Origin of the sequence: Flavilitoribacter nigricans DSM 23189 = NBRC 102662, from assembly GCF_002646595.1 — a bacterium.
GTDB classification, from domain to species: Bacteria; Bacteroidota; Bacteroidia; order Chitinophagales; family Saprospiraceae; genus Flavilitoribacter; species Flavilitoribacter nigricans.
Map to the genome: position 1 here is coordinate 17054 of NZ_PDUD01000063.1, position 21761 is coordinate 38814.

At 53.1% G+C, this 21761-nt stretch carries 13 protein-coding genes; 5 read left to right on the top strand and 8 right to left on the bottom strand.

Annotation, left to right across the window (positions count from 1 at the left end; translation table 11 throughout):
• Window positions 1-287: 287 nt before the first annotated feature.
• On the top strand, window positions 288-863 hold the full coding sequence (locus tag CRP01_RS38820; protein ID WP_099155499.1) for a DsrE family protein: 576 nt from the start codon (window positions 288-290) through the stop codon (window positions 861-863).
• 13 nt (window positions 864-876) lie between these two features.
• Here the strand turns inward: CRP01_RS38820 and CRP01_RS38825 are convergent, their stop codons facing one another.
• Both CRP01_RS38825 and CRP01_RS38830 read right to left on the bottom strand, forming a co-directional pair.
• Window positions 877-1500 (bottom strand): metallophosphatase domain-containing protein, encoded by a 624-nt coding sequence (locus tag CRP01_RS38825; RefSeq protein WP_099155500.1) that lies wholly within the window; start codon window positions 1498-1500, stop codon window positions 877-879.
• A gap of 121 nt (window positions 1501-1621) precedes the next feature.
• A complete protein-coding gene (locus tag CRP01_RS38830; protein ID WP_222845925.1) occupies window positions 1622-3394 on the bottom strand; it encodes an amidohydrolase in 1773 nt (590 codons plus the stop codon).
• Window positions 3395-3566: 172 nt separating this feature from the next.
• On the opposite strand from CRP01_RS38830, the gene CRP01_RS38835 reads away from it, so the two are divergent.
• Window positions 3567-4784 carry an MFS transporter gene (locus CRP01_RS38835; RefSeq protein WP_170110731.1) on the top strand — a complete coding sequence of 406 codons (1218 nt, stop codon included), beginning with the start codon at window positions 3567-3569 and terminating at the stop codon, window positions 4782-4784.
• Between the two features lie 118 nt (window positions 4785-4902).
• On the opposite strand, the gene CRP01_RS38840 is transcribed toward CRP01_RS38835, so the two are convergent.
• From CRP01_RS38840 to CRP01_RS38850, 3 genes are all read right to left on the bottom strand, one after another.
• Window positions 4903-5772 (bottom strand): ThuA domain-containing protein, encoded by an 870-nt coding sequence (locus CRP01_RS38840; protein WP_222845926.1) that lies wholly within the window; start codon window positions 5770-5772, stop codon window positions 4903-4905.
• 550 nt (window positions 5773-6322) lie between these two features.
• Window positions 6323-7609, bottom strand: coding sequence for an aminotransferase class V-fold PLP-dependent enzyme (locus CRP01_RS38845; protein ID WP_099155502.1), 1287 nt, complete (start codon window positions 7607-7609; stop codon window positions 6323-6325).
• Window positions 7606-8136, bottom strand: a complete 531-nt coding sequence (locus CRP01_RS38850; protein WP_099155503.1) for a DUF7935 family protein — start codon at window positions 8134-8136, stop codon at window positions 7606-7608. The genes CRP01_RS38845 and CRP01_RS38850 overlap by 4 nt, the downstream gene beginning before the upstream one ends.
• 336 nt (window positions 8137-8472) lie before the next feature.
• Here CRP01_RS38850 and CRP01_RS38855 point away from each other — a divergent pair, with 336 nt between their 5' ends.
• On the top strand, window positions 8473-8820 hold the full coding sequence (locus tag CRP01_RS38855) for a HesB/IscA family protein (RefSeq protein ID WP_099155504.1): 348 nt from the start codon (window positions 8473-8475) through the stop codon (window positions 8818-8820).
• A 94-nt stretch (window positions 8821-8914) separates the two neighbouring features.
• Here the strand turns inward: CRP01_RS38855 and CRP01_RS38860 are convergent, their stop codons facing one another.
• Window positions 8915-9763, bottom strand: coding sequence for a hydroxymethylglutaryl-CoA lyase (locus CRP01_RS38860; RefSeq protein WP_099155505.1), 849 nt, complete (start codon window positions 9761-9763; stop codon window positions 8915-8917).
• 105 nt (window positions 9764-9868) lie between these two features.
• Here CRP01_RS38860 and CRP01_RS38865 point away from each other — a divergent pair, with 105 nt between their 5' ends.
• Both CRP01_RS38865 and CRP01_RS38870 read left to right on the top strand, forming a co-directional pair.
• Window positions 9869-10093: a hypothetical protein gene (locus CRP01_RS38865; protein ID WP_099155506.1), complete on the top strand. Its 225-nt coding sequence runs from the start codon at window positions 9869-9871 to the stop codon at window positions 10091-10093.
• Window positions 10094-10260: 167 nt separating this feature from the next.
• Window positions 10261-10698, top strand: a complete 438-nt coding sequence (locus CRP01_RS38870; protein WP_099155507.1) for a DUF2141 domain-containing protein — start codon at window positions 10261-10263, stop codon at window positions 10696-10698.
• Window positions 10699-10759: 61 nt separating this feature from the next.
• On the opposite strand, the gene CRP01_RS38875 is transcribed toward CRP01_RS38870, so the two are convergent.
• Complete coding sequence (locus tag CRP01_RS38875) at window positions 10760-15976, bottom strand: T9SS type A sorting domain-containing protein (protein WP_099155508.1); 5217 nt, start codon at window positions 15974-15976, stop codon at window positions 10760-10762.
• Window positions 15977-16753: 777 nt separating this feature from the next.
• On the bottom strand, window positions 16754-21355 hold the full coding sequence (locus CRP01_RS38880; protein WP_099155509.1) for a T9SS type A sorting domain-containing protein: 4602 nt from the start codon (window positions 21353-21355) through the stop codon (window positions 16754-16756).
• Window positions 21356-21761: the final 406 nt, after the last annotated feature.

The following is a 21761-nucleotide window of genomic DNA, read 5'->3' on the forward strand; positions in this document are numbered from 1 at the left end:
AAAAACCGATATCCGGTAGACTAAATGAAGTTCTCTACCTATGCATGTTCCGCATTTTTCCAATTAATCTTTGATACCTTCAATTTCCGTGACGAAAAACTACCCGCAGTTTCCCATTCCCTTTCTATATTGCAGGATCACATTTAACCCAGATCAGAGCCATTCCCTGGAGGCTGCCCCGACCCCATTCATACGTTCGCAACTGCCTGCATACCGGCAGGAGAAAAATTTACCACCTCGTTTTCACAAATAAGCAGTCATCTTCATCATTCATCAAAGTTCACAACATGCGCTTACAAAAGACCGCCATCATTTTGATCAGGACCGTAGTACCTGCTTTTTTTCTGCTGCTTTTACTCCACCAACCGGTCCTGGCCCAAAACGGCCGCCGGGTGAAGGGACCCGTCATCGAAAATTACGGAAACACCTTTGCCGTGGATAATCCGGATTTCAAAACCGATACCAAAAAGAAATACAAGGTCGTCTTCGATGTGCACGATTCTCCGGATGATCCGGCTGCGGTCAACCCGATGCTCAACACGCTGGCCCGGTTTATCAATATGCACGCTAATGCCGGAGTGCCGCTGAAAAATCTGAAAGTAGTGGGCGTGATCCACAACAAAGCCAGTAAGGATGCCCTGGATAACGAGACCTATCGCCAAAAATACGGCGTGGACAATCCCAATATCCCGCTGATGGAAGCTTTGGAAAAAGCCGGAGCGCAGATCTATATGTGCGGGCAGTCGATCAACGCCCGAAACATTGATCCCCAGCATCTGGCTGCGCCGATACAAACGGCACTATCGGCAATGACGGTGTTTTTGAACCTGCAGAACGAGGGTTATACGATGATCCGGTTTTAGACTTTTGCCAGGTCTACCATTCGAAGGTAACCGCTTCATTGACCAGGCCGTGGCGGGAATTGATGTTGGAGGCATTGATGAAGTGGATCCCATCCCGCCGGTCCTGACCGTAGGCAGCGTGGATATGGCCGAACACGTGTACCCGGGGCCGGATAAACGCTAACCTTTGTTTCAGTTCTTCACAACCGAGCGTAAGTCCGGAACTCGATTGGTCGAGTATCCCCTGCGGGGGCGTATGGGTGAGGAGCAGATCGGTCGATTCGGGGATCAGGTCCCAGTGCTGCTGCATGGCCGCACCGCGGGGCCGCCCAAACGCCCATCCGATCAGATCGGGCTGATACGGCGATCCCCAGATCTGGATCCCTCCAATGGTAATGCCGCTATCCTCCAGATAAGTGATGCCTTCCGGAATGAGGCTGCGAAATTTCCTGGGCTCATCGGCGGCCATGAGGTCGTGATTCCCGGCAATGAAGATCTTATGGGCGAAATCCAGTGAATCGTACCAGTCCAGAAAATCGTGTACCTGTGCCTCTTTCCCGAGATCACAAAAATCTCCGCCGTGCATGATCACGTCGCCTTCCGGCAAAGACAGGTTCCGGTGCAGGCCATGGGTGTCAGAGATCGCTACAAATTTCATGTATGGTGTTCGGTTAAGGCAAAAGCGGGAAAATACACCTTATTATAACGCGATTCAAGGGCTTGGTTCGAATTTATTCATTCAACGGATCGTGGGACGGAAAGCGGTACCGCCAATCCCCTTACTGCCGCGCAAAAACCACTTTTCCGCCGACTATCGTTTTTTCTACCCGGGCTTCCCGGATAGTTTCCGGTGCAATTTCAAAGATGTTGCGATCCAGGATCACGAAATCCGCCAGCTTCCCCGGCTCCAAAGATCCTTTTAGGTCTTCTTCAAAGGCAGCGAATGCGGCGCCCATGGTATAGGCCCGCAGGGCTTCGGTCACGGTGATCTTCTGTTCGGGTACCCAACCGTCCGGATGAGCATCATCCAGTGTGCGCCGGGTAACCGCCGCGTAGATCCCTTCCAGCGGCGTAGGCGGAGCAACGAACCAGTCGCTTCCAAAAGCCAGATCGGCCTCCGCATCCAGTAGGGACCGGAAGGCGTAAGTGGTTTTACTGCGCGCTTCCCCGATGACCTTATCGGCCCAGCGCCCGTCGTCGATCGCGTGGTAAGGCTGCATGCTGGCAATGACTCCCTGTGCGGCAAACCGGGGAATATCCGCCGGAGCGATATGCTGGGCGTGTTCAATGCGAAAACGGCGATCCTTCGGGCCATTTTCGGCCGCAACCTGCTCGAAAGTATTGAGCACTTCGTGAATCGCTTTATCCCCGATGGCGTGGACTGCCACCTGAAGCCCCGCCGCATCCGCTCCCTTGATCCAGCGGTACAGACTATCCGGCCGGTTGACGAACAAGCCCGTATCCTGCGGAGCGTCGGTAAAGGGCTCGAAAAAGGCGGCCGTGTGGGATCCCAGAGAGCCGTCGATCATAGCCTTTAGCACACCGATCTTCAGCCACCGGTCGCCCGCACCATCCTCCTGGATCTTATCCCGAAGATCCATCCAATGACGCAGGCCAAGTGCCACGTAGAAGCGGGTGATCTGTTGGTTGGCCGCCCGCAGGCGTTCGTAGGCTTCCAGGAGACCGATGCCTCCCGGGTCCATATTGTGGATGGAAGTCACGCCGTGGGAAGCCACAAATTCCATCGCAGCCCGTAGCGCCCGGTCTTCCTGGGCTACGCCCGGATCGGGTATGCTGGGATAAACCAGGCCCATGGCGTTGTCTTTGAGAATACCGGTCGGTACGCCCGCCGCATCGCGCACAATGGTGCCGCCGAATACCTCTTCCGTACTTTGGGTGACACCGGCAGCCTCCAGGGCCGCGGAGTTCGCCAGCGCCATATGACCGTCCAGCCGTTGTACAAAGACCGGATTATTGGGGGTGTAGCGGTCGATCCATTCGCGGGTAGGCAGTTCGCCGCCCCACTGTTCGTGGTCCCAGTTCCCTTCCAGGATCCAGGTGCCGGGTTCGAGTGCTCGCACGTATTCCGCAAAGCGGCGGGCAAACGCTTCCGGGGTTTTGGCATCGCGGAGCTGGATGCTGGCCAGCCCGAGCCCTCCGTTCATGAAGTGGACATGACTGTCGATAAATCCGGGAACGATGAGTTTCCCCGCCGCATCCAGACTGGCGGTCTGTTCTCCCCGGTAGTCCTCTATTTCGGCCAGATCACCAACGGCCAGGATGGTATCTCCACCGATGGCCATGGCTTCGGCCACAGTATTGGCCTCATCACCCGTCCAGATCCGGGCATTGGTTACGATCAGATCCGCCGTCGGTTTGGTGGTTTGCCGGCAGGCCGTACTGGCCAACAGCAAAGTTAAAAGGCATGGAATAAGGAATGTGGCCGGGAGACTCCGGCCCCAAAGGATGGACTGGGAATGCATGATGATGGGTTTTAGGCTCGTCCCGACAATATGGTAGCTGCCGGAAAATGATACCGTTAAGCTAACCATTTTCCCGCGGTTTTTGGATGAGTAATGATCTCTACCCGGCAAAGCAAAGGGGATTTTCTCACCTGCCGACCGGCTTTGGCGCAAATTAGCGGTATAAACATCAGTTATGGTTAATATGATGGGAAAAACCCGCAACTTAATCCCTTACCTTCGTGACGCAAAACCAACCGTCATGCGCAGTTTTTGGTACTTTATCCGCACCAACCGTTATCTTTTATTTTTTGGCGTCCTGCTCACCTACTTCTCCAGCTTCGGACAGACTTTCCTGATCTCACTCTATATCCCGGAGATCGAACGGGTATTCGGATTTACGAATACCGGACTGAGTTCCCTGTACGCCGTTGCGACGATGGGCTCGGCATTTTCCCTTCCGTTCATTGGCCGACTGGTAGATACCGTATCGTTGCGGCGATTTTCCATCGGTGTAGTCCTCGGGCTGGGTGTCGCCTGTCTGCTGCTGTCATTGGCCATTCATCCCGTTATGATCCTGTTTGGATTTTTTGGGCTGCGCCTTTTCGGCCAGGGACTGATGAGTCATACGTCCATTTCGACTATGGCCCGCGCGTTTGACTCAAATCGTGGTAAGGCCATCAGTATAGCCACCCTGGGGCATCCGCTGGGCGAAGCTACGCTCCCGTTGCTGATTGCGCTGCTCATCGGAGCGTTGGGCTGGCGGACCAGCCTGCAACTCGAGGCGCTCAGTCTGGCCGTTGTGGTGCTGCCCCTCATACTTTTCTTTCTGAAGGGACAGGAACGCAGCGTGATCTATCCCCACCAGACGGAGGGCGCCGAAGTGTCAAAAAGTAAAAATCCCTTTCGGGTCATGCGGGACAAAGACTTCTGGATCATCACCCCCATGGTCTTCATCATGGGCTTTTTGAATACCGCTATTTTCTTCTTTCAGATCAAACTCGGCAACAGTCGCGGCTGGGATCCGGCCTGGGTGGCCGGTTCACTTTCCGTTTACGCCATCGCCAGTGCGCTGTCGATGATGAGTTCCGGCCCGCTGGTGGATAGCCTGACCGCTCGCCGCCTCTTTCCCTTTGTGTTACTGCCCTATACCGCCGGAGTTATTTTGCTGGCTTCCTTCACCCACCCGCTGAGCTATCCGCTGGCACTCGTACTCATCGCGATCTCTAACGGCGGCGGCAGTACCATCAAGAACGCCCTGTTTGCGGAGGTCTTCGGTACGGAGATCATCGGCACCGTGCGCAGTGTTTTCATGACCATCATCGTGTTCAGTACGGCGCTGGGACCGATCAGTTTCGGGCTTTTGCTGGATGCGGGTTGGAGTTACGGGCAGGTTTTCTGGCTGTCGGCGGGTCTTCTCGGCCTGATCATCATCTGGAGTTTGCGTCCGCTGCGTGGCCGCCGGCAAGCCAAGACTTAAAAAAAGGCCGGCAGAGGGGCTGCCGACCTTGAAGTTTTAGGTGTTCATGTCCATCTAATCCGACAAATATGGGAAATGATCCCAAAAGGAAAATACCTGAAATCATAGGTACCGAAAACTACCGGTTTTCATGGATGCCGGTCAGCCACAGGATCGCATTGCGTACCAGTCGGTCCTGCTCCGGATTACCGAAGGTGAAGGATAATTCCCGGTTGGTGCCGCCCTCGTAGTCGATATCGTTATGGCCCATATTGAAGTAGATCATCCGGTATTGCATATTCGTCCAGACTACCGGATAATCCCCGCTGTGCCAGATCTCATGCGGCTTGGGCCCGGTTCCCAGGGGAAAGCTACTGGGATCAATGGACAGCAGTGCCCGAATTGCGGGATCTTCCCGGAGATTATTCTGCCAGCGATACCATTCGTTGGGAGAGGAAGTGATCAGCGCGGGCAATTGCCGGGCAACGGGATGATCCGGTGCTTCCACTTTCAGGCGAGCCGAGGTCGGGCGCCAGGTGTTGCTTTGGTATTGTCCCGATCCCAGAAATTCGTTGTGATACCAGTCCCAATTCTGGGGAAAAGCGGAAGGAGTAAGCGCAAAAGCCGAAAAGTGAAATCCCATCCAGGCGCCGCCATTTTTCATGTATTGCTCAAAGGCAGACCGCTGGTCGCTCGTTTCCGGACGCGTATCCAGAAAAACGACCAATTGGTAATTTCGAAGGTGATCTTCGTTCAGGAGATCCCAGTTAGAGGTGGAATCATAGGCAAATTTGTACTCCCGCCCCATCCGCTCGAACCAACGATTCGCTTCGTGCACAAAACTGATATGGGCCCGGTCGTTTTCAGCCGTGTAAAAGGCGATCACACGTGGCAGATCCTGCGCTTCCTTTTTGGGAGATACCGCGCAGCCGGTGAAAAACCAAAGCAGGGCCATCGCCCAGATCGCCGGCCAGTGCACGGGTTGCCAACATTCAATTTCCCGGTTCATAATATTTCATCTTTTATACATGCTGTCCGTAAATATGGTGCTTTCCGTCTATCCCTAACGATGACCATTGGCCATCCGTCAACGGGACTTCCGGCGGGTACGGTCACCAGCGGGAAATCTGTTTTCTTTCCACGGTCAAACCTTACCGGAAGGAATTTTAACGTTTTTTGCAGCTACGGCACCCTGGCTATTGGCAAGAACAAATACCCTGCTGTATATCAATTGATTACACAACAAATCAAATCTAATTTCCAATAATTTCTACCGGTAAAAAGCAAGCAGGTGTAACAAGAAATTGTTACACCTGCTTTTTGGGTCAACCAGATTAAAGACCGTATTTGCCGCAGTATTTTACAGGGTTTTTTATGCCTTAATTTTTCTTGACAACCTCTGTGCCCCTAAGGGCGTGCTCTTATTTAACGCTAAGGATCTCTTTCCATACATTTTATGTAACACGATCTAGCTCAATAATTTCTAACGGGAATATTTCTAAACCCGAATTGTATCGGGGCGGCAGTCTGATGCCGCCCTGTTTTTTTTAGGCCAAATATCAAACGGGGTACTCCCGGATCGCATCCACCAGTACATCGAGATCACGGGGAGTGGTGTAGACATTCGGCGTAATACGCACTCCGTTAATATTGTCCCATTTGATGCCCACCGTATGGAGCTTGTAATTCCGGAATAACCAGCTGCTCACATCTACCGGATCGTGCCCTTCGATCTGCAACAGGCCGATCGCACAACCGTAATCCCGGTGCAGGGAGGTACCGATGCTTACTCCGGGAAACTCCTGCGCTTTTTCGGCCCAGTAGTTCTTGAGATAGTGCAGTCGCGCTTCTTTCCGCTCCGCTCCGATCATGTGGAAGAAATTGACGGCATGACCAATGGCCTGTTCGATGGCGAAGGATCGGGTACCCAGGTTTTCGAATTTGCGGATATCATCGCTTTCGGGATCCGGAGCGGCAAACAGCGGATAAAGATTAGCGATCTTTTCTTTTTTAACGTAGAGCATGCCGCTGCCGAAAGGAGCACACAGCCATTTGTGCAGACTGGTGGCCCAGTAATCGCAGCCCAGATCCTCAATGCTGTAATTCAGGTGCGCAAAGGTATGGGCGCTGTCCACCACCACTTCGATACCGCGTTCGTGGGCCGCATCGGCGATCTTCTTCACCGGCATGATCTGCCCGTTCCAGTTGATCATGTGCGTGATGTGCACCACTTTGGTCTTTTCCGTAAAGGCGTTGACGAAAGTCTGGACGATCTCATCGTCATTTTCCAGTGGCAGGTCAAAGGACAACCATTTCAGCTTGATACCATCCCGGTGTTCGCGCTGCTTGTAGGCATTGATCATATTGGGATAGTCCTGTTTGGTCAGTACCACCTCATCGCCGGCCCGCAGGCGCAAACCGAAGATGATGGTTTCCAGGCCTTCACTGGAATTCCGGTTGATGGCGATCTCGTCCGGGGATGCCCCCAGGAGGTCCGCCAGTTTACGGCGCAAAGGTTCACGCCCGGCATCAAGTATCCGCCACATGTAGTAGGACGGTGCCTGATTGCTGAGGCGGTTATAGTGTTCGACGGCTTCCTGCACCACCTTGGGCTGGGGGCACACCCCACCGTTATTCAGGTTGATCACATTGGCGGAAACCGTGTAAGCTTGCTGGATCTGATTCCAGAAATCCTCATCGGTAGTAGCTTCGGCCAGTCGTTGGGCCTGGGTACGTTCGAAAGCTGCGAGCAGCTTGTCGCCCTGCGAGGATTGTAGGAACGGACTTACGGCAAATGCGGTGCCGAACTCCGTCATTTTTCTTAAAAATTGTCTGCGTGGATTCATAAATAGATCGAGGCCTCTTTTTTTATGGCTTGTAAAGCCGTGTCCATACCGGTCGCTTCCCGGCCGGCATTATAATTCAATAGCGCTTTCCTGAATTCAGCGGCAGAAGCGTCCGGCTCGATCTTTTCCGATACAACAGAAATGAAGTTGACCGCGTCGTCGCGGGCCGCCTTAATGATCTCCCACAACTGGCTGGAGATGTAAACCTGTTGGGTAATGTTATGCTCGAATTCCTGCTGAATAGCCAGCAGTAGGGCCAGGCGGTAGGTTTTGGCCGGTTGGTCCCCGGGAGGGACCCGCAGTAGCAAAGTGGGGATGGAAACCCGTTCGCAAAAGAGGGATAGTCGTTCGTAGGCCTGCATCCGCAACGGCAGGGACGCTCCTTTCTGTTCTCTTTCTATTTCCTGTTGCCGCAGCCTTTGCTGGCCTTCCAGATAATTTCGGAACAGATAGTTAACGGTAAAAAATACGATCAGAGCGGGAACGCTAATTTTTATAATCTCGAGAATTACGGTGATGACCGACATGGATTTTATTTAGGTTTTCAGTTAGCTAAGACGTCGTAACATAAAGTCTGGTTGGAAAATTACGTGGTCATTTTGACACCAACCGGATTGCAGGAAAGAGATCTGCCGTGGCGATGGGCGGTTGCAGCCATCAGGGATAGTGCCAAAACAGGGGCCGGAATTATCAGGTGAACTTAATGCTACAGAACACGAATCCGACAAATGTAACATCCATTGGCCAATAAGCCAACCAAAAGGCTACCTTTGACGTTATTATTTTGCTTAGTTTTGCATAGTATCCTTAGTGGTATATCGCCCGGAGTGATATGCAGGACCTGACAAAAAATGATTGATACAATGAACGCCACAATAACAAACGCTCCCGTTTCCCTGACGGAGGGAGCCATTAATCAACTGTTGCGCATCCGAGCAGAGCAGAACGTACCGGAGGATCACGGCCTACGCATCGGCGTGAAAGGTGGTGGCTGTTCCGGGTTTTCCTATATTCTCGGTTTCGACGTCCAGAAAGAAAAAGACCAGGTTTTTGAAGTGCACGGCATCAAGGTGCTCATGGAAAAATCCCACGGCATCTATCTGATCGGCATGGAGATCGACTGGGTAGAAGGACTGAATAACCGGGGTTTTACTTTCAATAATCCGAATGCTTCCGATACCTGCGGTTGCGGGACTTCCTTTTCCGCATAATTGACCGGAGTATACGGACCCGATACGAAGCGGGGTGTTGCACAGTGCGACACCCCGCTTTGTATTTGGGTATTACCAGCAGAAGGGTATTACCTTAGGGGAATACTTCTACGGCATCCTGCATCGCCTCGAGAAATAATTTCCGGTCCACTCCGGTAGGAACCTCTGCTTCTTCAAAAAAGGCCAACAGCTTCTCGGTGGGCATATTTCCGGTCAGATCATCCTTGGCCATCGGGCATCCGCCAAAGCCCTTAATGGCTCCGTCAAAGCGGCGGCAGCCGTTTTCGTAAGCAGTTTTCACCTTTTCTTCCCAGTTGTGCGGCTGGGTATGGAAATGGGCACCGATCTCCAGGTCCGGATAAGCCGGGATCAGCGAACTGAACAGATAGGCAATATTCGCGGGATTCGCCACGCCGATGGTGTCGGAAAGCTGAAAGATGGTGATCCCCATGGTTTCCAGTTCATCCACCCAGCGCTGGGCGATCTCCACATTCCAGGGATCGCCGTAGGGATTGCCGAAACCCATGGAAATATAGATCACCATTTCCTTGTTGTGGGCCACACAGAGTTCCTGAATTTCCTGTACCCGCTCGAGGGATTCGGCAATGGTGGCGTTTGTATTTCGCAACTGAAAGGTCTCGGATATGGAAAAGGGGTAGCCCAGATAATCGATCTCCGGAAAGGCGATGGCGGATTCCGCCCCCCGTCGGTTGGCGACGATGGCCAGTAGTTTGGTGTCGGTATTGGAAAGGTCCAGTTGACTAAGTACTTCGGCCGTATCCCGCATCTGCGGAATGGCCTTGGGAGAAACGAAACTGCCGAAATCCAGAGTGTGGAAGCCGACGCGCAGCAATTCATTGAGATAAGCGGCTTTGGTTTCGGTAGGGATAAAGGTTTTCAGCCCCTGCATTGCATCCCGGGGACATTCGATTATTTTCACCATAGGTTTTATGCTGGCAACTTTCGATTTCTGACAAAATTAGCCCTTTTTCAACCATCAAATGGAAAGAATAGTTGTTATTTGTGTGAATTTTTACAAACGGAAATTATGACTGAAAATACCAGAGTAACCATTACTACCATTGGTTTTTTACTGGCCGGCGTCGGATTCCTGGCCCTTGTACTCAGTATCGTGGGTGTGAAACTATCCTACCTGGTCTGGCTGGACCGGATGGGTGCCCTGTTTGGTTTTGTGGCCAAGCTGGCCATGGTGATCATCGGGTTCATCCTCGTATACGTGGGCAAAACGGATCTGGATCAGGAAGAAATCTGACCGGTAAGGCCAGGTCGAAAACGGAACAGGCCGTCCCGCAGGCTGATCGCCCCTCTAAAAGCGGCGCGATTCTTGCTAATTTTACGAATATCCGGTTCCGGTCTGCACCAGGACAATTTTTATCGCCTGCTTCCGTCTAAATTGCATGAGCTGATTTACACCTGATTATGTTGCGTTTATACTTTCTACTGCTGTTGCCGCTGTATTACCTTTCCGCTTCCAACGGAGAACCGGAAAAAGGGGTCCTTTACCTGAAGGTCCGGAATGTGCAACACGCCCAGGGGACGATCTGGGTCGGTGTCTACGATTCGGAAGAAAATTTTCTCATCAAGGAAAAAGCCGTGCTGAAGGGATACGATGTAGACCACACCGGCACGGTGAACATCCCCGTCGATCACGTCAAATTCGGCCCCTGTGCCGTAGCCATCATGCACGATGTGAACGGCAACGGCACCATGGATCGCAACTGGCTGGGCATTCCTACCGAACCTTATGCCTTTTCCAAAAAGCCGCGGTCCAAATGGCGCTTACCGCGTTTCCAGGAGGTCGTCTTTGATTTTGAACCGCAACACGACCACATTTCCGTAGAACTGGATCGCTGGTAAAATAGCTGCTGCGATACCTTGTTAAAAGTATCGCAGCAGATCCGAATTTTGCATTATTTTGTTAGTCCAGCACGATCATTTTACGGGTGGCCGTAAAATTACCGCTCGTCAGGGTGTAATACAGAACGCCGCTACCTCCCAATTCGTTTCGATCGAGGCTCAATCGGTGATGACCAGGTCCAAAGTCTCCGCCCATGGTCTTAAGTAAGCGGCCGGAGGCATCACGGATCTGTAACTGAATACCGGCCGCTTCCGGCAGGTAGAACCCGATCTGGGAAGTTCCGCGAAAAGGGTTCGGGAAATTCTGTTCCAGCCGAACGGAGGTCGGTACCGATGAGGTAACAAATTCCAGCGCCAGCGGCCGCAGCGTTCCCTCCCGATCGTAGGCCTCTGCCCGCGTCAGACGGGAGGAAAGAAGCAATACCTCACTGATCTGAACTTCCTGACGTGCCCTCACCAATAAGGTAAACAGGGGTTCGTCCGGTTCTTCCAACTCGGCACCGTACCAGCTGAAGGTCAGCGTACCTTCCGGCAAACGGTTTAACCCAAAGTGCTCTCTTTCCATAATCCCCGGCTCGATGCCCAGGATCTCTATCCGTTCATCGGTCCATTGCAGGGTACCCTGAAAACCCTGGTACGCAGCCAGATCATCCGCCCGTACGGGGATGCGTTCCGTTTGATTGGGCTGCAATAAACTTGCTGCCACGGTAAGCTGCAAGGCGGCACCGGTCCCGCGTGATGTCGCCGCCAGCGCATCGGTAATGACACTACCATTCAGGTCTCCGATCTTGATCCCTACAAATTCCTGGTCTCCCCTGTCTCCCTGCAGGTCGTTGATGTGAGCCACTTCCGGGAAGGGCACCTGCCAGGGATCCCCCGGTAACGGAAAGCGATAAGCCGTCGGTACAAAACGCCAACTGGTGTTGTTCCCGAACTCCAGATCGATGTTCAGGATCAATCGCCGGAGTGCGATAGCATCGAGAGAAGTGATACTGCCGGAATTGTTGACATCTGCCGCGATCATCTGGTATGGGCTCTCCAAACCCTGGGTGCCCAGAATATGTTTGCTCATCAGGATGAGGTCGAAGGTAGAAACGCCATTCAGCGGGTCCGTATCCAGTTGCGGCGTAATGGAATAGTCATAGCCTTCCGCGAGTTCTCCGAAACGGTAATGGCCGGTCCCATCGGTTTGGCGTTCGGCGGAGGTGTTGCCGCTGATATGAACCGCTACACCGGGTACCGAGACCGCTGTTTCCGTGCGGATCGTGCCCGCAATAGCGCCCTGGCTACCGTCACATTGCACCAGATTATCCTGCACCATAAGGTAAGTTTCGCACAGATCGGCGTTGCCGGCTGCATCGTACGCCCAGATCTGGATCAGTTGGGTGGGGGCATCGCCGCAAACGAGAGTCAGTGACGTTTGCGAGGGGTCCGGACTTTCCGTCAGCGAGCGATTGATCGAATAGCTAACCGGGCCGGAACAATCGGATACCGGGCTGGCAATGAAATCCGAAGCCCAGATGGTGACCGCCCCATTATCCGCCACTCCGTCGCCGTCGATATCTTCTTCCGGAATTACCGGCATCAGATCCACGGCCAGACCGTTCAGACAGATCGGGCCCGGTGCCTTGCAATCCACTACCGAGAAGAGAATTTCCTGACCGGACCGGTTCCCACAGCCGTCGCTAACGGTTATCAGTAGTCGGTGATCACCCAGCGGGAAAGTGCCGCTCAGGGTATAATCCGGATACTGGCCGCTAAGCTGATCGCTGAGGTCTCCATCGAGCTCGCCGTCGGCAAATGCATCCAGTTCTACCTGGATCGTTAGGTCTTCGGGGGTGCAGTTTTCTGCTACCCGGAAGTCGATAAGGACGTCAGCCGGGCACCCCTGATCTTCATTTCCGGAAAACGAACAGAAGGGATCGGGAATTTCATACGTAATTACCGGATCGGTCGTATCGTATACTTTGATCACCTGGGTGTATTGCCAGTAACCCGTGGAGGCGATATCGCAATTGGCCGTTCCCCGGGCGGGATAGTCATCACTATCGTGCTCTTCGTTCTCCGTCAGCGGGCTCAGTTCTTTCCAAAAGCCGGCGGGGTTCGTTGTGTAATCACACGCCTCGCCTTTGGTGCCTGCCGCCGGAACGGTATTGAATGGATCGGCATCCCGATCGTACCATACGTGCTGGTAAACAGATGCATCGGTACCCGCGTAAGGATCGGAACAGGGATCCGGATCCGCCTGAGTACGGACAATGACGAAAACGCTTTCGTCACCGGGACGGCCGTCGCAGTCTTCGTCCCGGCTCACCACTACGGGATCCGCCTGGCCGTCGTATTCACACCAGTTGATCACCGAATAGGTCCGGAATATTTTGTAGCATTCGTCCCCGGAAGCAGCAAAGCGATCTTCCTGCACGCTGATGGCCAGCAGATCGCAGGCACCTTCGCTGGTCATAATGGTATCCACTACGGGTACTCCGCAATCGGCAGCGGCATCCGCCGGGAATTTGATCCAGTAATCGTGGACCTGCCGGATCTCTACCCGTTGTTCACAGATGTCGGAGCTGATGCCCTTGGCATCCGTCACCCGAAACCGGCGTACGAAACTTCCTGCCCCGCAATCGGTCAGGCCGTCCGTCTGGGCCTCCAGTTCTTCCACCTGCCAGCCGGGGCAATTGTCCTGTCCGGACGCCGCACCGAAGAGCGAAGCCATCTGGAGTTCATTCTGCGGATCGAAGTCGAAAGGCAGGGCATTACAATCCGTAGTGACCGGCAGCGGCGGCACACACCCGGGAGCCACTTTATCTTCGATCAGGACATCGAGCCAGCAGACATTGTAATTATCCGTAGCCACGTATTTTTCTCCGTCGAAGCAATTTTCCGATTCGATGGAGTCGCCGGCCCAGCCGTTGCCGTTGGCGTCGTCCCAAACCCGCATTTCAATACGAACGTTCTCGTTCATATCGCAACAGGAGAAATCGACGTATGCTTCCCAGGGCGTATAGTAAAAGTATTCACCGGGCACGCCGAACGCATCGGTATCGCCAAATTCGGCGCTCAGCCGAACTTCATCATTCAGCACGATCCCGTTTCCGTCCAGGTCAAAATTGTCCAGACATTCGTATTGCTCAATATCCAGGATCCGCCGGCGCACTTCGACCCGGATCGTTCCGCAATTATCGTTGCTGCCTTCATCAATATCCGCTGCGGTCACCCGGGCGGTTCCCGCTCCACCGATACTGATGTGGAGGTCGTCATTACAAACTGCGATCGGGGCCACACGGTCTTCTACGTAGAACGGACAGTAAACCACCGTCCGGTTCCCGCATTCGTCCGTCACCGTATACCGAAAATTATAACAACCTACGGCCAGGCCACTGATATAACGATCCGCCCCGGGCGATACGGTCGCGAGCACGCTTTCGTCCTGCAGGACTTCCGTCAGTACCTCCCAGTTCGAACAGGCATCCGAAACCAGGGGCAGCGGTGCCGAAAAGGCGGCGGTGCAATCGTAGGGACCGGTGGAGAACGTCAGGATATCCGGCTGACCGTCCTGATCGTAATCCGGTTCAACGCAGCTGACCTCGGGCCCCTGCTTATCTACCACTTTGATCACCTGATCGTATTCGGATAGCTGTGATCCGCTTTCCGCGCACCAGTCCAGGATCTGCCAGTGCCGGAATATTTTGTAGGTACCTCCACAGGCTTCCACCGGCTCACTGTCCTGGTAACTGGCGCCCAGGTTACAGAAGGTCGAAGCCAGGGCATAGGTACCCATTCCGGAAGTGACTTCGGGATAACCGGTGACCTCCGGATGGGGATGGCCGTTGGCATCCAGTGCGAAATCGTCGGTACAGGCCAGTTCGGCATCATCCGGCACGGAAACATCCGCTAGATGCGGCACCGTGAAGTGCAGGGTTTGAATGCAGGACTCCGACTGGGTTTCCCCGTTGATCCGGGCCTCGACCCAAAAGGTACGTTCGATCGTCCGGTCTTCACAATCTCCGCCATCCAGCAGTTCGTCCGAAACGTAGATGGTCAATTCCCCGCAATTGTCAAAAGCCGAAGCGTAGCCGGTCCAGTCCAGGATCGTCTTCAAAGGCTCCGATGCCTCCACTACGGTCCCGAACTCCCCTACTTTGTAGCTGTGTACGCCTTCGAGTAGGAGCAGATCAATATCCTCACAAAAAAGCGGTTTGCCGTCAACGGCTGAATGAGGTTTCCAGCAGGCCAGTCCCGGCAAGGTATTGTCTTCCAGGTAGACTTCTCCCCAGGAAGTGCTGCAGGCATTATTCACCGTCCGGATGGAGTAACTGAATTTGCCGTTTACAATGGATTTGCCGTCCACACAGGCTTCGAGCAGGTCCTCCCCTACTCCGGGTACCGAAATGCGGTAAAAGCCGCCCAGCGGGAAAGCATCCGTCCCGCACTGATCGGCCGACCCGGTGATGAGTTCCTCCGGTTCCAGACAAACACCGCAAAGGATATTGGCGGATATATTCACCTGGCCGGGTACCACCAGCGGTTGTACCTGTTGCCAGCAATCCACGAAGATCGTTGGATCATCGGGATCATCGTAGGAACCGTCAAAACTCCAGGTCCCCGAACTCAGATCGTTTACCATGCTTGGTCCTCCGGCCTGCTGGTAGTAGCCATGACTTTCGGCTACGCCGGCCACGCCGGCCTGGAAGCTGATCGTGGCGGCAGCCTCCGGGCTGAGTTGACCGGGATCGATCGTAACCGCCAGACGAACGCAAAAGCTTTCTCCGGGGTACAAAGTACCATCGGTGTTGAGTAATTCGGTTTCCGTCCGACCGTTGTAATCGGGCCGGATAGCGGGCAATCGTTCGGCAGTGGGTGGGTTCCCCAGTTTGGTGAGATCGTAACCCATCGAAGTGATCACCTGCGGCGGGCCGTCCAGGTCGATCAGCGCCTCTCCCAATGCCGCTTCCAGGTCCAGTTGGGCCCGCAGCGCCGTTAGTTGGGCGCCGTAGGCTCCGTCCTCACCGGGAATATACCCGGTATTGGCTACGCAGAGGTCCAGTATGAGGTTGAACTGTCCGCATGCCTGCGGATCCGGAGCGAAATCGACACCGGATACGTTTAGCAGCGCTTCCAGGTTGGGTGCCGGGTCCTGCCCGGCCAGGCGGGCGGCGAAAGTTGTACTCCCGAAAATGAAGATCAGGAAAAACAGGAACGATCTGGAGGCTATACGTGGAATATGGGTGTGCCCGGCCAGCCTCCGGCCGGTGTGTTCATTGTGTTTGTTCATAAGGTGTAAAATTGTTTATGGTCGTCTTTGTGTGTTGTTCTCTCTTTGAAACTGTTTTAAAAGTCTGTTTAGGAATTATTAATCGGACTGCAAACGCCACTAAGAAAAAATCCCAAACACCCCCTAATTTTTTACCGGGGAATTAGTGAATCATCCAATCCAACGTACGCAGCAACGGGAACGGTTATGGGTTCAACCGTCCCGGCCAGGTACCGAATGATTGGGTCACATAAATGGGGAGTTTAAAGATGAGGGATCGGCCTGGACACAGCTCGTACACGTACGAAGCCGGATGCAAGCGATCCGCCCGAATCTCGTGATCAGGTTTTTATCCGGCCCGCAGCCGGATGAGGTTATTATGTAAGGGAACCGGATAAACGGGTTTTCCCGCAGATCCACAGATAAGAGCTAAACGGAATACCGCATCGTGAGCAACTACCACAATGGCAATTCACCCGGGCGTTCCAATGCCAATTTGAAAAATGTGTAAGGGAATAAATCTACCTGGAATTTAATTTAAACCAAGAAGGATCAGCCATTCGGTAACGAACGGGCGCTGTACATCGGTTCTATGGTAGATTTAGAATAAAGTGGTTAGTTTCTTACCGCAGCAGAGGGGAATTATGCGGTAATCATCTCTTCTGAAGCAAATGTAGATAAAAATACCTGTTCCGGGAAATTTCCTCTTCGGAAAATTGCCCTCTAATGCAAGCGGAGCGAATTTCACACTGGAAATCCGCTCCGCCGGCTTTATAAAGATCTGTCTTTAATTGCAGTTTATTCGATGATGATCATCTTCTTAGTAGCGGTAAAGGTGCCGCTTGTCAGCGTATAGTACAGGACACCGGAGCTGGCCAGGTCACTGCGTCGGATATTGAACTGGTGGTTACCACGGGCAAAATCACCACGGATCAGCTTGATCATTCTACCGCTGGCATCGTGGATAGTCAGACTAACCGATGCCGCTTCCGGCAGATAGAATCCGATCTGGGAATCTTCAAAGAACGGGTTCGGACGGTTCTGATACAGTTCGATACCCGCCGCCTGCGCTTCCGCGCCGAAGCTGAGATTGAGGTCCAGCAGTTCGTCATTATTGTTGTAGGCTTCCGCTACCGTCTGGCGGCTGGAGAGGCGAATGACCTCGCTCAGCGGCGCCTCCGTGCGGGACCGCAGGATCAGCGTAAAGAGTATCTCCTCACCGGAAGTCTGTAGGTCTCCGATGCGGTGCCAGCTCGTGGTGATGAACCCTTCGTCGATCAGGCGGAGTCCGAAATTATCCATAGTCAGTACACCCGCTTCGATATCGATCAGTTCTACAGCACCCTGTTCCAAATTGATCGTTCCCTGGAAGCCCTGGATATCGGCGAGGTCCTTAGCCCGGAAATCCACGCGGTAAGTACCGCCGGCCTGTAGTTGCTGTTCGTCCAGATCCAGCGCAAAGGCCCCCTGGATATTTCTCGGATTGCCTTGGGCCACGTTGCCGATGGCGCTGCTGTTCAGGTCACCGATCTTGATCGCTACAAAACTGCGGTCGGTAACCGTTCCCTGCAGGTTGTTGATGTTCAACACTTCGGGGAAAGGAGCGCTCCACGGGTTGCTCGCATTCGGGAAATCAAAACGTCTCGGAATGAATCGCCAACTGGAATTGTTGGAGAATTTCGTATCGATGTTCAGTACCAGGCGACGCAGGGAGATGGCATCCATCGAAGTGATCGTACCGGAGTTGTTCACGTCGGCAGCGATCATTTTGTACGGACTGTCCAGCAACTGGGTGCCCAGAATATGCTTGCTCATCAGTACGAGGTCAAAAGTAGATACCCCGTTCAGCGGATTTTCATTTTTATGAGCGATCAGCGAGTAGTCGAACCCTTCTTCCAGGCCTTCGATGGTGTAGCGACCTTCCACATCGGTCATCGCGCCCATCAGTTCCTGTCCACTTACACTTACTTCCACATCCTGCACGGCTACTGAGCTTTCCAGCGCAACTACCCCGGCTACGGCACCGCCGCCGGTGAGTCCGTTACACTGAACCATATTATCCTGAACCAGCAGGTAGGTTTCACAGAGGTCGGAATTACCGGCTGCGTCGTAAGCCCAGATCTGGATCAGCGTATTGGGCGGATCGCTACAGGTCAGGGTCAGAGCAGTTTTGGAAGGATCGGGCGTTTCACCGATAGAGCGGTTGATGGAATAAGTCACTTCACCGGAGCAGTCGTAAGCCGGGCTGGCCACAAAGTCGCTGGCCCAGATCGTCATGGCTCCGTCGTCGATCACACCGTCGCCGTTTACGTCTTCTGCGGGGATGACCGGCATCAGTTCGATCGCCAGACCGTTCAGACAGGTCGGTACCGGTGCTTTGCAGTCTGCAACTTCGAAAGGAATGTTGATGCCTACCTGATTGCCGCAACCGTCATCTACGGAAACTCCGAGGGAGTGCGTACCCAGCGGGAAGGTTCCCGTTACGCTGTAGTTCGGATAGGTACCGCTCAGCAGATCGGTGATCTCTTCGTCGATCACACCGTCGGCATCGGCATCCAGGAACAATTTGATCGTCAGATCATCCGGTGTACAGTTCTCATCAACACTGAAGTTGATGGTTACTTCCGCCGGGCAACCGTTGTCAAAATCGCTGGAGTAAGAACAGAACGGATCCATTTCATCCCAGCTCACGATCGGGTTGACCGTATCGTATACCTTGATCACCTGGGTGTACTGCCAGTAACCCACGGAAGCCATAGTTTCACAGTGGTCACCGTAGTATCCTTCGGGATAGTTGTCCGTATCTTTATCTTTAGGTTCGTTTTCGGTAATCGGAATAACCTCTTTCCAAAATCCGAACGGATTGGTCTCATAGTCACAATCTTCGCCTTTCGTACCGGCCATTGGCAGCAGATTGAAAGGATCGGAATCCCGATCGTACCATACGTGCTGGTAAGATTCAGCCGGCTCTCCGCCGTAGTAATCAGCACAGGGATCGGTATCTTTACGGGTTTTTACGATCACGTATACATCCTCATCACCGGGGTAACCGTCGCAATCTTCGTCGCGGTTGACTACCACAGGACCGGATTCGCCGTCGTACTCACACCAGTTGATCACGGAGTACGTACGGAAGATCTTATAACACTCATCTCCGGAAGCGGAGAAGAACTCATCTTTCACGCTAATCGCCAGCAGATCACAGGCATCTTCTTTGACCATTACGGTATCCGGGGTCGGCGTACCGCATTCTGCCTGCGCATCGGCGGGGAATTTGATCCAGTAATCGTGGATCTGGTGGATGGTGATCACCTGCTCGCAGGTAGCGGATTTGATGCCCTTGGCGTCCGTCACTTCAAAACGACGTACGAAAGAGCCGGCACCGCAGTCATTGATATTATCGGTGACCGGGTCCAGTTCAGTTACCGTCCAGTCCGGGCAGTTGTCGCTTCCTTCGGCCGCACCGAACAGTTCGGTCATCTGGTCCGCATCGGTCGGATCGAAATCGAAAGGCAGTGCATTGCAGTCTATCTCTGCGGGCAGCGGCGGAACACAAACGGGTTCTACCTTATCCTCGATCAGTACATCCAACCAGCATACATTGTAATTATCGGTCACCAGGCTGGTCTCTTCGTAGTTGAAGCAAAGGTCCACTTCGTCGGTATCACCCGGGTAGCCGTTGCCGTTGCGATCATCCCACACCCGCAGTTCAATGCGGACGTTCTCGTTCATATCGCAGCAGGAGAATTCTACGTATTCTTCCCAGGGCGTGTAGTAGAAAAATTCACCGGGAACGCCGTCTCCGTCCGGATCGCCGAATTCGGCACTCAAACGGACTTCATCGTTAATCACCACGCCGTTGCCATCCGTATCAAAGATATCCAGACAGTCATACGTGGTAATATCCAGGATCCGGCGACGTACTTCAACGCGGATCGGACCGCAATTGTCGGAGCTGCCTTCGTCAATATCCGTTGCATCAACACGGGCATAACCCAGACCGCCGATACCGATGTGCAGATCATCATCACAAACTGCGATCGGAGCAACCTGGTCTTCGATCTGGAAAGGGCACAGCTTAACCGTTTTATTGCCGCAATCGTCCACCACGGTGTAACGGATCACGTGGCATCCCAGCGGAATACCGCTTACATAACGGGATTTGTCCGGCAGGATGGTAGCTACCACCGGGCCTTCGTATCCACCGGCCAGGATCTCCGTCAGGACCGTCCAGCTGGAGCATTCGTCCTCAACGATCGGCATCGGTACTTCGAAGGAAGCCGTGCAGTCGTAAGGGCCGGTAGAGTAAGTGCGCAGATCGCTGATACCGTCGTGGTCGTAATCCACCGGTTCGCACATGACCACGGGGCCTTTGGAGTCCACCACCTTGATCACCTGGCTTGCTTCGAGGATCCGTTCCAGACCGTTGCACCAGTCCAGGATCTGCCAGCTACGAACGATCTTGTAGGTACCCTCGCACACTTCAACGCGTTCGCCATCTTTATAGCTGGCTCCCAGGTTGCAGTAGGTATCGTTCAGATCATAGGTGCCGAAGGCAGAGGTCACCGTTGGGTAACCGGTCTCATCCGGATGGGGATTGCCCTTATCATCGAGTTCGAATTCGTCAGAACATTCCAGTTCGACGGTTTCTTTCGGCAGGTCTACATCATCCAGGTCAGGAAGATTGAAATAAATATTGGTAACACAACTGGCGGAAGATTCCAGACAGGCACTATTGGTTGCCGTGAAAGTTCTTTTGATACTCGTCCGTAGGCAATTGTCATCAGGTACTACTACTTCATCCTTAACGGTAACGACTACATCACCGCAGTTTTCGATGATGGTCGGATAACCGGTAATATCCAGGATCTTTTTCAGCTCATCGGAGATCTCTACCACGTTGCCGTCCGCATCGGTGGTATACTCGGCCACGCCTTTGATCAGCAGGGTATCCAGGTCAGAGCACAGGAACTCTACAAATCCGGCTTCCGTTTCGTAGCCGTTGATATCTTCGAGACATTCAATGGCAACGGGTTCTTTGTCTTCCGCCGTCACATAACCCCAGCAACCGAAATTATCCGGTCCGCTGATCTCATAGATGAACGTACCGCAGCCGTCCACCGTGCCGCCATTGGATTTATCCGCGTCATCTACCACAATGGAATACAGGGACATATCGAGCCCGGTCTTATCCCCGAGTAACAGATTCTCGGCCACCAGTAACGCCTGGCAGTCGCCCTGCAGATTGACATTGACCTGGTTGGAACAGGTCAGATCGAATTCCGATGGAAAATTGTTTTCGCTGGCAAAAGCTTCATTGGGAAGAATCAAGCCCGCCCCGATCAAGCAGAACAGGACAAACCTCAGGGAAGCAGGAATCAGGCAAGATGTACCTTTCATGAGATAATGATTTGTTTAGTAGTAGTAATAATCTAAAATGGCCGTTGATCAAACTCAACAGCTGGTCGTCTTTTAATTCAGTTGGTCGTCACCGCTAAGTCCGGGATCAGCAATAGTTATTTATGGGATTTATCTATGCTCATCTCCGACGCTCAGCAAATTGCAAATTTGTCTTTAATTAAAAAAGAACTTTACCTTTTTTAAGATGCGTTGTGTGGGTAGAAAGACATCTCCAGATCTGGTAAAGCCAGGTTCTCAAAGCTTTCTCAAGGTATAAGGCCCCCTCAAATCATTGAGCCTGTTTACGGAAGGGAAAAAATGAATGTGTTAGGATGTCACCTATGCTTATTATTTCAAAAACAAAAATAAGAGAATTTATTAATACTTCACAATACTTTGACAATTT

What these genes read in the sequence shown, in the direction of transcription:
- CRP01_RS38820 (WP_099155499.1), top strand. Translation starts at nt 288, where the DNA reads ATGCGCTTACAAAAGACCGCCATCATTTTGATCAGGACCGTAGTACCT.
- CRP01_RS38825 (WP_099155500.1), bottom strand. Translation starts at nt 1,500, where the DNA reads ATGAAATTTGTAGCGATCTCTGACACCCATGGCCTGCACCGGAACCTG.
- CRP01_RS38830 (WP_222845925.1), bottom strand. Translation starts at nt 3,394, where the DNA reads ATGGTTAGCTTAACGGTATCATTTTCCGGCAGCTACCATATTGTCGGG.
- CRP01_RS38835 (WP_170110731.1), top strand. Translation starts at nt 3,567, where the DNA reads ATGCGCAGTTTTTGGTACTTTATCCGCACCAACCGTTATCTTTTATTT.
- CRP01_RS38840 (WP_222845926.1), bottom strand. Translation starts at nt 5,772, where the DNA reads ATGAACCGGGAAATTGAATGTTGGCAACCCGTGCACTGGCCGGCGATC.
- CRP01_RS38845 (WP_099155502.1), bottom strand. Translation starts at nt 7,609, where the DNA reads ATGAATCCACGCAGACAATTTTTAAGAAAAATGACGGAGTTCGGCACC.
- CRP01_RS38850 (WP_099155503.1), bottom strand. Translation starts at nt 8,136, where the DNA reads ATGTCGGTCATCACCGTAATTCTCGAGATTATAAAAATTAGCGTTCCC.
- CRP01_RS38855 (WP_099155504.1), top strand. Translation starts at nt 8,473, where the DNA reads ATGAACGCCACAATAACAAACGCTCCCGTTTCCCTGACGGAGGGAGCC.
- CRP01_RS38860 (WP_099155505.1), bottom strand. Translation starts at nt 9,763, where the DNA reads ATGGTGAAAATAATCGAATGTCCCCGGGATGCAATGCAGGGGCTGAAA.
- CRP01_RS38865 (WP_099155506.1), top strand. Translation starts at nt 9,869, where the DNA reads ATGACTGAAAATACCAGAGTAACCATTACTACCATTGGTTTTTTACTG.
- CRP01_RS38870 (WP_099155507.1), top strand. Translation starts at nt 10,261, where the DNA reads ATGTTGCGTTTATACTTTCTACTGCTGTTGCCGCTGTATTACCTTTCC.
- CRP01_RS38875 (WP_099155508.1), bottom strand. Translation starts at nt 15,976, where the DNA reads ATGAACAAACACAATGAACACACCGGCCGGAGGCTGGCCGGGCACACC.
- CRP01_RS38880 (WP_099155509.1), bottom strand. Translation starts at nt 21,355, where the DNA reads ATGAAAGGTACATCTTGCCTGATTCCTGCTTCCCTGAGGTTTGTCCTG.